The organism is Novosphingobium sp. (assembly GCF_020852455.1).
GTDB lineage: Bacteria > Pseudomonadota > Alphaproteobacteria > Sphingomonadales > Sphingomonadaceae > Novosphingobium.
Genome location: NZ_JADZAT010000031.1, coordinates 62,696 through 75,685 on the forward strand (window position 1 = coordinate 62,696; position 12,990 = coordinate 75,685).

At 60.7% G+C, this 12,990-nt stretch carries 8 protein-coding genes; 2 read left to right on the forward strand and 6 right to left on the reverse strand.

What is annotated here, in order from left to right; genetic code table 11:
• Window positions 1-13: 13 nt before the first annotated feature.
• From lepA to IT549_RS14190, 6 genes are all read right to left on the reverse strand, one after another.
• Entirely contained in the window at window positions 14-1,831 is a 1,818-nt protein-coding gene (gene lepA / locus IT549_RS14165) for a translation elongation factor 4 (RefSeq protein ID WP_292974228.1), read from the reverse strand.
• 60 nt (window positions 1,832-1,891) lie between these two features.
• Window positions 1,892-3,436, reverse strand: a complete 1,545-nt coding sequence (locus IT549_RS14170) for a peptidoglycan DD-metalloendopeptidase family protein (RefSeq protein WP_292974229.1) — start codon at window positions 3,434-3,436, stop codon at window positions 1,892-1,894.
• 5 nt (window positions 3,437-3,441) lie between these two features.
• The gene (locus tag IT549_RS14175) at window positions 3,442-4,284 is read right to left on the reverse strand and encodes a hypothetical protein (protein ID WP_292974230.1); all 843 of its coding nucleotides are present in this window, start codon (window positions 4,282-4,284) and stop codon (window positions 3,442-3,444) included.
• Window positions 4,285-4,371: 87 nt separating this feature from the next.
• On the reverse strand, window positions 4,372-5,112 hold the full coding sequence (locus IT549_RS14180) for a hypothetical protein (protein ID WP_292974231.1): 741 nt from the start codon (window positions 5,110-5,112) through the stop codon (window positions 4,372-4,374).
• 94 nt (window positions 5,113-5,206) lie between these two features.
• Window positions 5,207-7,450, reverse strand: coding sequence for an EAL domain-containing protein (locus IT549_RS14185; protein ID WP_292974232.1), 2,244 nt, complete (start codon window positions 7,448-7,450; stop codon window positions 5,207-5,209).
• A gap of 106 nt (window positions 7,451-7,556) precedes the next feature.
• Window positions 7,557-10,280: an EAL domain-containing protein gene (locus tag IT549_RS14190; protein WP_292974233.1), complete on the reverse strand. Its 2,724-nt coding sequence runs from the start codon at window positions 10,278-10,280 to the stop codon at window positions 7,557-7,559.
• Window positions 10,281-10,440: 160 nt separating this feature from the next.
• Here IT549_RS14190 and IT549_RS14195 point away from each other — a divergent pair, with 160 nt between their 5' ends.
• Both IT549_RS14195 and IT549_RS14200 read left to right on the forward strand, forming a co-directional pair.
• Window positions 10,441-12,138 carry an alpha/beta fold hydrolase gene (locus IT549_RS14195; RefSeq protein WP_292974234.1) on the forward strand — a complete coding sequence of 566 codons (1,698 nt, stop codon included), beginning with the start codon at window positions 10,441-10,443 and terminating at the stop codon, window positions 12,136-12,138.
• Window positions 12,139-12,152: 14 nt separating this feature from the next.
• Entirely contained in the window at window positions 12,153-12,986 is an 834-nt protein-coding gene (locus IT549_RS14200) for an alpha/beta fold hydrolase (protein ID WP_292974235.1), read from the forward strand.
• The last annotated feature ends 4 nt before the right edge of the window (window positions 12,987-12,990 follow it).

Sequence of the window (12,990 nt, forward strand, 5' to 3'; positions counted from 1 at the left end):
CGATTGCGGAGAGCTACTCCTCGCCCATCCGCAGCGCCGCAATGAAGGCCTCCTGGGGGATGCTCACGTTGCCGTATTCGCGCATCCGCGCCTTGCCCTTTTTCTGCTTTTCCAGCAGCTTCTTCTTGCGGGTGATGTCGCCGCCATAGCATTTGGCGGTGACGTCCTTGCGCATCGCACTGATGGTTTCACGGGCCACAACCTTGCCGCCGATCGCGGCCTGGATCGGGATCTTGAACAGGTGGCGCGGGATCAGGTCCTTCAGGCGTTCGCACATGTGGCGGCCGCGGGTTTCGGCAACCGAGCGGTGGACGATCATCGACAGCGCGTCGACCGGCTCGTTGTTGACCAGGATGCCCATCTTCACGAGATCGCCATCGCGCAGGCCGATCTGTTCGTAGTCAAAGCTGGCATAGCCGCGGCTGATGCTCTTCAGCCGGTCATAGAAATCGAACACCACTTCGTTGAGCGGCAATTCGTAGCTGACCTGCGCGCGGCCGCCGACATAGGTGAGGCCGGTCTGGATCCCGCGGCGATCCTGGCACAGCTTGAGGATCGAGCCGAGGTATTCATCGGGCGTGTAGATCGTCGCCTTGATCCAGGGTTCCTCGATGCTCTCGATCCGACTGGGATCGGGATAGTCGGCCGGGTTGTGAAGCAGCAGTTCGCCGGCTTCCTCGGTGCGGCTTTTGCGCAGCTGGATGCGATAGACCACGCTGGGGGCGGTGGTGATCAGGTCCAGGTCGTATTCGCGGGTCAGCCGTTCCTGGATGATCTCGAGGTGGAGCAGACCCAGGAACCCGCAGCGGAAGCCAAAGCCCAGCGCCGCGCTCGATTCCATTTCAAAGCTGAATGAGGCGTCGTTGAGCCGCAGCTTGGCGATGCTTTCGCGCAGCTTTTCGAAATCGGCAGCATCGACCGGAAACAGCCCGCAGAACACCACCGGCTGGACTTCCTTGAAGCCCGGGCAGGCCTCGGTCGCCCCGCCCTTCACCGTGGTGATGGTATCGCCGACGCGGGCCTGGGCAACGTCCTTGATCTGGGCGGTGATGAAGCCGATTTCGCCGGGGCCGAGTTCGGGCAACTGCTCGATCTTGGGGGTGAAGCAGCCGACCCGGTCGATCAGGTGTTCGGTGCCGCCGGCCATGAATTTGACCTGCTGGCCCTTCCTGAGCGTGCCGTCGATCACCCGGACGAGGATCACCACGCCGAGATAGGGATCGTACCAGCTATCGACCAGCATTGCCTTGAGCGGCGCATCCGCGTCACCCTTGGGGGCCGGGATCCGCTTGACCACGGCTTCCAGCACTTCCTTGATGCCGATGCCCGACTTGGCCGAAGTGAGAACGGCTTCGCTGGCGTCGAGGCCGATCACTTCCTCGATTTCCTGGCGGACCTTGTCAGGCTCGGCTGCGGGCAGGTCGATCTTGTTGATCACGGGAACGATCTCGTGGTCGTGCTCGATCGATTGATAGACGTTGGCGAGGGTCTGCGCCTCAACCCCCTGCGCCGCATCGACCACCAGCAGCGCGCCTTCGCAGGCCGCCAGGCTGCGGCTGACTTCATAGGCGAAGTCAACGTGGCCGGGCGTGTCCATCAGATTGAGTTCGTAGGTTTCGCCATCGTCAGCCCGGTAGTTGAGGCGGACGGTCTGGGCCTTGATGGTGATTCCGCGCTCACGCTCAATGTCCATGTTATCAAGGACTTGCTCGCTCATCTCGCGCTCGCTCAGCCCGCCGGTGAACTGGATCAGCCGGTCAGCCAGGGTGCTCTTGCCGTGGTCAATGTGAGCTATGATACTGAAATTACGTATTTTTGTCAGGTCAGTCATGGGAATCCCGGCGAGTTTGCATCGCCGTTACCAGTACTGACTGGCGATGTCACCTTTCAGCTAGTTGCACACATTCGCCTTCTCCAGCTCGTCAAGCTGTGATGGCGCCGGGCTATCGAGTGCGGTATCGCCGGGAAAGGTGTTTTCATATTCCTGTTTGGCGACGCAGGCTCGTTGCCTGTCGCCCTGCTTCAGCATGGCGGCAGCCAGCATGATCAGAGTTTCGGCCGCATGGCTGCCTCCACGATTGACTTGATAATTCAATAATAAGACCCGCGATGCTGACTGAGGAAGGTTGTCAACCTTCAGTAACTTGGCGCCGGCGAGGAACCCGAATTTGCTTGTGCCCATCTCTTGCGGATGCTCGGCAATATACTTGCTTGCAAAAGTTTCCAGCTCACCGCCACTGACTTTGTCTATTTGCTCCAGCGCAGCCTGTTCATATTCAGGCGAGGCATATTCCCTGTTCTTCGCCCCCGTCCGCGCTGCGGCCGCCGCTACAACGGTTGCAATGGCGTGATAACTGAGCGGATAGCCTGAAAACGCATCGGCCTTGCCCTGTGCTAATTGCCTAGATCCCAAAAGAAACAGTGGGTCGATTACAGCTGCCCCCAGTCCGTCCTTGCGGACTTCAAAGTGAACACCGCTCGAAAAGCCGTCCGTGCTTGGAGCTGCGACCCGGGCAATGACACTACCCTGGTCAACAATCTCACCTTCCGAAACACCGATCTGTTCGACACCACCGTAAGCTGTGGTGTAGCCGTTTGGGTGATTAATCAACACTAGTCCACCAAAGTCGGCAACACCTTCTTTCGCAAATATGACCTTGCCTGCGGCTGCTGCATGGACATCTGTTCCATTGCTTGCCGCGATATCGATTCCGTCATGATAGCCAATATTTTCGCGTGAACGGAAATCCGACACCATGGGACCATCTACCGGCCAGGTCAGACCGCTGACTGGCATCGGGTTTTCTGCCTCAGCCTGCTGGTCGGCGGTCATTGTCAAGCGCGTTCCAGCAACGCGCGCAATGTAGTCGGTCCGCAACGCTACTAGAGTCGCATCCTTACGATCTCCGCGAACCGAGACCAGCATCGCCACGACCCGCCCATCTTGAACGATTGGCGCGCCACTCATCCCCTGCTTGATCTCAACCCCATTTGCTACGCGAAACTCAATCTCGCGATCATCCAGATGATTGGGCTGCAGTTCTATTCGCTGGACCGTGCCGGTAGGCCCACGAACGAGCATGAAGGCACCCTGGCTGAAAACCGTCGCATCGATTTGCTTCACGTCGTCAACTATCGGATCACAGTCACCAACCGATGGACGAATTTCCATGATCGCAAAATCGATTGCCGGATCGGAATATATCTCCGTCGACACCGCTCGTTGGCCAGACTGGCCACGGACTTCCATTCGTAGTTTGTCTTCTAGCAGATGTTGGGGAGTCAATACTTGGCAGCCCAGTCCGGTCTTGATCAGGAAGCCCTGCCCAATGGTCTTGCTATCGGTCGATTGTACGTAAAGCGGATTTGGAATTGCCGAATACACAGGGGTCGCGCTCGCCAACTGTGCGATGCCTGCACTTACGATGACAAACACTCGCCTCACGCTCGTTCATCCCGCAATAGACCCCACAATGCCTGCGTTGCGGAAATCATATTCAGAAGAATCGCAACGCAGAATATGATCACCGCCCATTCACTTTGCGCCTGAAGTTTGGTCCAGAACGAAGGTGCCACTGCAACTGCTCCGGCCCGTTCCTGTCCGATAGCATTAATCATGGCACGGTGCCCTTTTGCGCGAAGCATAAGCTTGAGTCTGCCATTGTCCCACCGCAAGAGCCCATAGGCCTTTGCTGGTTGCCCAGCGCTGTCGAGAATCTGCAGCTCGTCACCCAGGTGCAGCAAAACCTCGCTGGACGCCCTGCCATCGCCAAATGGACTGGCTGAAGTCTCCATCTGTAGCCTTCCGGACTCGAGCAGCGAAGGGGTAAGGTCCCCTTTCTGCGGCAGCGCGCCTGCAGTAATGCGCCCTTCAATAGCCAGAACTTTCGAACGGGCCTGACCTGTCGGCCAATCAACGATTGCCTCGCTCACATGGCTAGGCCCAGCGTTGCTTCCACACCCCCTCAGCCCTAGCCCCCGGGGGTCGCTAGTGCTCAGGTAAATCTTGAGACCGTCTTGTGCACTGACCTTAAGGCCGAGTTGCCGGTCAAGCGGATCGGGAAGACTGATCAACCCGCCTTCACAACGGGTTTGCTGGTCGAAATCGATCAGGGTGATTTCGCTTTCGCCAAAATCCGGAGCAGTATCACCAGGTCGATAATCGATATTTACAACTGCGGTGTCGATATCGGCGACAAAGGTGGCAGCGCGCGGCGCAACGATAATTGCGATTGCAGCAAACAGTAGCAACGCATCGACTGCCAGATTAATTCTGAACAGCATAAGCGGAACACGGCGAAAGCGAGTCTCGCTCCTCGACGGCATGATCCTTCGTGAGGCTAGTCGACCTGTTGCTCGGCGCATTCTAGGCTAGCACCAGCCCTGGATGTCAAAACTTTGCGGCGCGCGCAAATTTCCTGAAAAGCGGCGATAAAGACTGTAGGTTGCCACTTGACCGCAAACCGGGACTTCAATCTGGCAGGCCCGATCAAATGATCGGGTTGAAGCTGAAGCACCCAAAGCACTACGTAGGTCGCCACAGCGAATTGGCCGGGTTTTTACCCCGCTTTCAGCCTGCAGAAAGACAGCGTCTGCGCCTTGGCCGTTTACCAGCAGAGTGAGACGTCTTGTTCCAGTTGATTGTTCGAACCATTTCGCCGGCAGGATCGGGTCCGCTTGCTTGCACGCCCCTCGACCAGCGCGGGCGTGAATCGCGAATTCACCCGTGCGAAACCGAAGGCTGGCCAATTGTGCACTCTCAATCTTGACCCGAAGCGTGGGTTTCCCTGACGGGACAGGCACAATGAAATTCGCAGAGTAGAGTCCCGAAGATTGCTCGATCCCAACGCACAGCACGGTGTCATCTTTTTTCAGCCCCGAAATTACGAGTTCGGTTGTCCGGACCCCTTTGCCCAGAGACTCCCCTGTAACGCCGATTATCGAGTTCCCGGCAGTATTGACGGATTCGCGAATGACTTCTCGCAACTGCGGCGGCCTAACAGAAATGACCGGCACTTGCGCCCGAACGGCGGTAAATGCGATCGCAGACAATAGCCCTGCACCAATTGCCAGCACGTATCGCTTCGCAGGATTGTAGACACTTTCACCCATGCTCAAGTTATGCCCGAGCAAAAGGTGAGGTTCAAGGGTTACTGGCCAGACTGGAGATATCCATGGCCGGCACCAAGTTACGCAGTGCAGGCGCTCAGGCCACCTTGGTCTTGGGCTTGCCGATTTCGGCAGTGCCGAACTTGGGCAGGCTCAGTGCCGCACCGGGCTGCTGCATCAGCTGCATCGGGTATTGCCCCTTGGGCAGCGCCTGCAGCGGCATGCCGGCCTGGGCCAGCACGTAGGGCGAGACGCGGTGGCGGGTGCACAGTCCCCCTGCCCCGTCATCGACCAGCTGCTGTTCGAACTCGAGCCCCTGCATCGCCCCGGCCGAGCGGCGCACCACTGCAACCGCCAACTGGCCCTCGCCAAAGTCGACCACGAACGGGGTGCCGATCGGCACATCGAGCAGGCCTTCGACCATGCAGCCCGAGCGCGACAGGTTGCGCATCGTCGCTTCATAGCGGTGATCTTCGTGGATCAGGCCGACCTTGCGCAGCACCGTGCGGCGTTCCGGCCGGTACTTGCTGGGGCCGTCAGGCTCGATCACCCATTCGCCCGAAAGCAACGCTTCGGTGACATCCTCGTTCGAAACCGCCGCGGCATAGATGAAGCCCTGGATCTGCCCGACCTTGAGCTTGCGCATCGCCTCAAGCTCATCGTGAGCTTCGATCCCCTCGGCGGTGGTGTCCATCTGCAGCGCTTCGGCCAGGCTGACGATCGAAGCAATGATCGCGGCATTGCGGTTGCCCGGCTGGGTCACCCCGCGAATGAAGCTCTTGTCGATCTTGATCTTGTCGAACGGCGCGTGCTGCAAGTAGCTGAGCGATGAATAGCCGGTCCCGAAATCGTCGAGTGCCAGGCGCACGCCCAGCAGCTTGAGCGAATTGAACATGTCTTCGGTCGCCGCGCGATCGCCCAGGAAGATGGACTCGGTCAGTTCCAGTTCCAGCCGTTCGGGCGGAAGTTCGGAATTGGCCAGCGCCTGGGTCACCAGGGTCGCAAATCCGGCATTGGCGAATTGCGCAGCTGAGACGTTAACAGCCACCCGCACGCTGCCTGGCCATTGCGCGGCGTCGGCGGTGGCCTGCTTGAGGATCCAGTCGCCCAGTGCTCCGATCAGGTTCGCCTCTTCGGCGATCGGGATAAAGACCGATGGGGGAATATCGCCCATTTCGGGGTGTTCCCAGCGGCTGAACGCTTCAAGCGCGACAACCTTGTTGGTCTTGGTATCCAGAATTGGCTGATAGGCCACCCGCATCTGGTCGCTGGCCAGCGCATCGCGCAGGTCTTCCTCGATCTGGCGGCGACGTTCGGCTTCGGAATGCAGATCGCTTGAATAGAACCGGAACTGGCCGCGCCCGCCGCCCTTCGAAGCATAGAGCGCAAGGTCGGCCGAACGGATCAGCTCTTCCGAATTGATCCCGTCATAGGGCGCAATCGCGATCCCGACCGAAGCGCCGATGACGCAGCGATTGCCTTCGATCTGATAGGGCTGCGAGATCATGGTGATGATCGTCATCGCGATTTCGCCCAGCCGCCCGCGGTCGTCGATATCGGGCAGCATGATCTGGAATTCGTCGCCGCCGAGGCGGCCGATTTCGCAGCTCTTGTCAGTCACCACGCGCTGCAGGCGGTTGGCCACCTGCTTGAGCAATTCGTCGCCGGCCGGGTGGCCCAGCGTGTCGTTGACCTGCTTGAAGCGGTCAAGGTCGATCATCATCACCGCGCAGGCCCGCTTGGCCGACTGGTAAGCGGTAAGTGTAGCATTGAGCCGCTTGCCCATCCGGTGGCGATTGGCCAGCCCGGTCAGCGAGTCATACTGCGCCAGCCGCGAGGCATCCTTCTGGCTCTGCCGGGTTGCGGTGATATCGTTGCCGTTGCCACGATAGCCGATGAAGGTTCCGTCACTGCCAAACTGCGGACGACCCGAAATCGACCACCAGATCTCGCTCTGGTCCAGCGCAGCACGAACCTGCAGGTCCGAAAAGGTTTTGCGCGCCGACAGGATCAGTGGAAGCGTGCGTTCGTGAATATCGTCTTCGTCGCGTTCAAGGATGAACAGCGATTGCACGGCCTGGCCCAGCAACTGACTGCGCGGCACGCCCATGGTTTCGGCGACGCAGTCTGAGATATAGGTGATCTTGCCTTCGCCGTCGCTTGACCAGAACCAACCCAGCCCCGAGGCTTCGTAATCGCGCAGCAGCAGCAATGCCTGCTGCTGTTCCTGTCCGCTGAGCGCAGGCGCGGCGCTGCCTCCGGCCGAACGCGAAGAGGCATCCTTGCCCGCCCCCAGCAGCCCGCGGAGGCGCCCAAAAGTCGAGGATCCACTAGCGCTCATGACAGGTCTTTGAATTCCAGAGGCAAATCTGCACGGTGCATTTCCCGCGCATAACCGAACATGGTTGAGATTTGGCTAACACAAGCCGAATGGACGGGCCGCAGCATCACCCTTGCGCTCCCGCTTCACGCCGCACGACCACAGGCCTGCTGCCTTGCTGGGCTTGCGCCATGATGGCAATGCGCCCGGTTTCATCAAGTTCGAGCGGGCTGGAAAATTCCACCCCCATGCGGTCTTCCTGGCACCAACGCGCCGTAGCGGTCACGATCTGCCCTTCGGCCAGCACGATACTGAAGATGGTGCCGGGCGGGACATTCCACAGCCCTTCAACCATCGCCCCGGTGGTCGAGATGTTGCGGATCGTGCCGTGATAGTGCTGCCCGCCGTGATCCAGCAGGACCTTGCGCAGCATGGTGTGGCGCGTGGCGCGGGCAGCGCGCGGGCCCTGGGCAATCGCCGTCAGCCCGGTCTGCAGGCGTTCGATCGCCGCATCGAAGCTGAGCGGCTTTTCATAGATATAGCCCTGGACGTGGCTGCAGCCGAGCATGCGAACCAGATCGAGTTCGTCGAGCGTTTCCACACCTTCGGCGGTCGTTTCCATGTTGAGCGCTTCGGCCAGGCTGACAATCGAAGCGATGATCGCGCCGTTGCGGCTGCCGTTGATCGTCGCCCCGCGCACAAAGCTTTGGTCGATCTTGATCTTGTCGAACGGCGCTTTCTTGAGATAGCCAAGCGAGGAATAGCCGGTCCCGAAGTCATCGAGCGCAAGACGTACGCCCACCCGCTTGAGCGCGGCGAACATCGTATCGGTGCCTTCATCGTCATTCAGGAAGACGTTCTCGGTAATCTCCAGCTCAAGCCGCGCCGGATTGACCTGGGCGGCGGCAAGCGCATTGGTAATGATCGCCGGCAAGGCCGGATTGGCGAACTGCAGCGGTGATACGTTGACCGCGATCCGCACAGCTTCCGGCAGGCAAGCCAGATCTCCGCAAGCCTGACGCAGGGCCCATTCGCCGATCGGGGCGATAAGTCCCGAATCCTCGGCAATCGGAATGAACTTGCCGGGCGAAAGCTGGCCGCGGGTGGGATGGTTCCAGCGCAGCAATGCTTCGAAGCCGGTAATCCGCTCGGTCGAGGTATGGATGACCGGTTGGTAGTAAAGCTCAAGCCCGCCATGGGCCAGCGCATCGCGCAGGTCCTGTTCCAGCTGGCGACGTTCCTCCGCATCGGAGTGCAGGTCGGCGGCGTAGAAGTGGTGACGTCCGCGCCCGCCATCCTTGGCGGCATACAGCGCAAGGTCGGCATTGCGGATGATAGCTTCGGCGGTCAGCCCGTCATCAGGCGACAGCGCCACCCCGACCGAGGCGCCGATGACAACCCGGTGCCCTTCGATCGAATAGGGTTCGGACAGGTTGCGGATCACCCGATCGGCCAGATCGCCCAGATCTTCGCGGCGATGCCGCCCGGGCAGGATTACCTCGAACTCGTCGCCGCCCAGACGGCCCACCCGGCCATGTTCGCCGATGGTCCGTTCAAGCCGGCTTGCCACCTGCTTGAGCAACGCATCACCAGCCGGGTGGCCCATGGTATCGTTGACCTGCTTGAACCGGTCGAGGTCAAGCAGGAACACCGCGCAGGCGCGATGCTCAAGGTTCGGGGCAGAGAGGATCTTCTCCAGGGTCTGCGCCATCTGCAGGCGGTTGGCCAATCCGGTGAGCGAATCGTAATGCGCCAGGCGGGTGGCATGTTCTTCCGAGCGCTTCTTCTCGGTCAGGTCATTGCCCGAACCGCGAAAACCAACGAAATTTCCGAAGGAATCATACAGCGGCCGGCCATTGATTGACCACCAGCGTTCTTCACCGCGGGTCGCGGCGCGCAGCGCCAGTTCGGTAAAGGCAGACCGCGCGGTCAGGTGGAACGACAGGGTGCGTTCGCTTTCCTGCCCCTGCGGATCGGGGACGAACAGTTCGCTAAACGGCTTGCCGATCAGGCTCGAGGCCTTGCGCCCCAGGATTTCCCCGATCGGTTCCGACACATAGACCAGCGCGCCGCGCCGGTCGGTTTCCCAGAACCAGCCGTGGCCGGTCTGTTCGAAGTCGTGCAGGATTTCCTCGGCGCGGACCTGCGCCCGCTGGCGTTCACGGTCCTCAAGTTCGAACTTGGCATCGGCCTTGGCCTGGCGGACCGAGGTGTAGAAGCCCACTGCCAGCCCGACAAGCAGGGCAAAAAAGGTTCCGCGCGATCCAGCGATAACCGCCACACCCAGCCACAGGGCAACCTGACTGATAACGATCGCGGCGACCCGTCGGTTGAGGATGATTGCCGCCAGCGCGCCGACAATCACCAGGATGCCGATTGAATCCTCCCAGCGGCCGCCGGTTTCAGCGGTCCATTCGGCCACCGCATAGCCAAACATCAGCATCGGAGCGCCGACCAGCAAGGTCTGGAACAGGATCCGGCGATTGGCCGCATCGATCCGTTCGCGTTCAATCCGGGCTGCGACCGGGGTCAGCGCTGCGGACCAGATTGCGGCCAGGATAAACAGCACGGCATCAATATCGGGCACCGAAATCATCGCAATCCCGACCAGCACAGTGGCCAGGGCCAGGATCGGGGCCATCAGGAACCAGTTGGGTTCGATCTGGTCGCGCAGCGCGCTGCGCGATGCCACCCGGCGCCCGCCCGCAGCCCGTGTCCGCGCGGCTTGCGAGCGCATTGCAACGATCTTGGAGGGCTCGGAATCGCCGCGTCTTTCAGGCGCAGCAGCAGGCGCGCGCTCTTGCTGCGCGCCATGATCGGCTTCGGCCTGCCTCAAAGGTTCGGCTGACATGCCCACGCCAATTGCATGGAAGCGCTTGCGAAACCGTTAAATTTACCATTTTCGTCCGCAGAATTCCGCACGCCCGGCCCGCCCGAGCGAGGCCGCTTGAAATGGCCGGTTAGGCAAGGCATGTTCGCCTGCAAACAACACAGGCGGATGGGGATCGGGTATGGCCAAGGGCGGAACAACGCTGGAAAACGAAGCCGCGCAATCGACCACGGCGCTGGGCCCGCTGGTCGGCCTGGCGCGTGAGGATTTTGTCGGCGCGGTTGCGCTGCTGCTGCGTGAGACCGCCACCGATCCGGGCCGCACCTTCAAGCACATGCAAAGCTTTGGCGACGATGTGGTCAAGATCCTGACCGGCAAGTCCGATCTTGCCCCCGATCCCAAGGACAAGCGTTTCAAGGACCCGGCCTGGCAGTACAACCCTTTCTTCCGGGCCGGCGCGCAATATTACCTGGCAATCCAGAAGAACGCCAAGAACTGGCTGGAAGACCTTGAACTGGACGAGCTGGAGCGCGACCGGGCGAACTTCATCTCCAACATCATCATCGACGGACTGGCGCCGACCAACACGCTGGTCGGCAATCCCACCGCGCAGAAGCGGCTGATCGACAGCGGCGGCCTATCGCTGATCAAGGGGCTGAAGAACGCCTACAACGACGTGGTCCACAACCAGGGCATGGTCAGCCAGGTTGACAAGAAGCCGTTCAAGCTGGGTGAGAATGTTGCCACCTCGAAAGGTGCAGTCGTCTATCGCGACAACATGTTCGAACTGATCCACTACGCCCCGACCACGGACGCAGTGTACGAGATCCCGCAGCTGACAATTCCACCGCAAATCAACAAGATGTACATCAACGACCTGTCGCCCGAGAAATCGGTGGTCAAATGGCAGGTCGATAACGGCATCCAGTGCTTCGTCATTTCCTGGAAGAACCCCAGCAAGGACGAAGGCGTCTGGGGGATGGATGAATACATCGCCTCGTGCCTCAAGGCGGTGGATGTGGTCTGCGAGATTACCGGCGCGCCCAAGGTCAATATTTCCAGTGCCTGCTCGGGCGGGCAGACCGGGGCGATCCTGGCCAGCAAGATGTCAGCCGCCGGTGACAAGCGCTTGGGCGCGCTGACCTATATGGTCACCGTGCTGCATCCCAAGCAGAACGATATCGAGGCCGGATCGCTGATGACCGCCAACGGGCTGGAACTGGCCAAGAAGCGCGCCGCCAAGGCCGGGATTATCAAGGGCAACGATCTGGCCCGCGGCTTTGCCTGGCTGCGCCCGAACGACCTGATCTGGAACTATGTCATCAACAATTACCTGATGGGTGACGATCCGCCGGCCTTCGATGTGCTGTTCTGGAACGCGGACGCCACCAACCTGTCGGCCACGCTGATGGGCGATTTCCTGCATCTGTTTGAAACACTGGCCTTCACCAAGCAAGGCGAGGTCGAAATGGCCGGACACGGGATCGACCTGTCCAAGGTCAAGAGCGACCTGTTCATCCTGGGCGGCACCACCGATCACATCACCCCGTGGCGCGCCTGCTATCGTTCGACCCAATTGTTCGGATCGAAGGACATCACCTTCGTGCTCAGCCAGTCGGGCCACATGCAGGCGATCCTCAACCCGCCGGGCAACCCCAAGGCCAAGTACTACGTTTCGAAAAAGGGTGGACATCCGCCCGCCGACGTTGACGAATGGCTGCAAGGGACCGAGGAAGTGGCCGGAAGCTGGTGGCCGTTCTGGATGGAATGGGTGCAGGAGCGCGCGGGCAAGAAGGTGGCAGCACCCAAGGCCCTGGGCAGCAAGAAGCACCCGCCCAAGGAAGCGGCTCCCGGGCTCTACGTGCTCGAACAGTCCTGAGGAACAACTCCCAAGTGAGCCTGGATCTTACCGCCGAATTCTCGATGGAAACCGTCGGCGGGCGCACCCTGCGCGTCGCGCGCTGGCGCTGGGACCAGCCGAGCGAGCACCTGCCAATCCTGTTCTTCAACGGCATCGGCGCCAATATCGAGGCGGTTGCCCCGCTGGCCGAGGCGCTGACCGACCGGCCCTTCATCATGTTCGACATGCCGGGCGTGGGCGGCAGCCCCGAACCGCTGGTGCCCTATAACCCCTTCACCATGAGCTGGACCGCCAAGGAACTGCTCAATCGCTTCGGCGCCGACCGGGTCGATGTGATGGGTGTGTCATGGGGCGGCGCGATGGCGCAGCACTTTACCCTGCAGCATGGTGACCGGGTGCGGCGGCTGGTGCTGGCGGCCACGACTGCGGGCATGTTCATGGTGCCCGGCAACCCGGCCGCGCTGACCAAGATGGCCAACCCGCGCCGCTATGTTGACGCCGCCTTCATGGAAAAGCACTTCCGTACGCTCTACGGCGGGCTGACCGGCGGCAAGGAAGAGCACATCAACCGCCTGACCCCGCCCAGTCCGCGCGGCTATATGTACCAGTTGCTGTGCATGCTGGGCTGGACCAGCGCCCCCGCCCTGCCCTTCCTGAAGAAGGAAGTGCTGATCATGATGGGCGAGGACGATCAGATCGTGCCGCTGGCCAATGGCAAGATCCTTGAAGCACTGATCCCGGGCAGCCGGCTGGAGATCTTCGAACAGGGCGGGCACCTGTTCATGCTGACCCACCGCGAGCAGACGATATCATCGCTCAGGGGGTTCCTTGATGCGCCCGACCGGCAAGACAGGAAAGCGGCATAAGTCC

Coding starts and splice junctions, on each gene's coding strand:
- lepA (WP_292974228.1), bottom strand. CDS start 1,831: ATGACTGACCTGACAAAAATACGTAATTTCAGTATCATAGCTCACATT.
- IT549_RS14175 (WP_292974230.1), bottom strand. CDS start 4,284: ATGCTGTTCAGAATTAATCTGGCAGTCGATGCGTTGCTACTGTTTGCT.
- IT549_RS14180 (WP_292974231.1), bottom strand. CDS start 5,112: ATGGGTGAAAGTGTCTACAATCCTGCGAAGCGATACGTGCTGGCAATT.
- IT549_RS14185 (WP_292974232.1), bottom strand. CDS start 7,450: ATGAGCGCTAGTGGATCCTCGACTTTTGGGCGCCTCCGCGGGCTGCTG.
- IT549_RS14190 (WP_292974233.1), bottom strand. CDS start 10,280: ATGTCAGCCGAACCTTTGAGGCAGGCCGAAGCCGATCATGGCGCGCAG.
- IT549_RS14195 (WP_292974234.1), top strand. CDS start 10,441: ATGGCCAAGGGCGGAACAACGCTGGAAAACGAAGCCGCGCAATCGACC.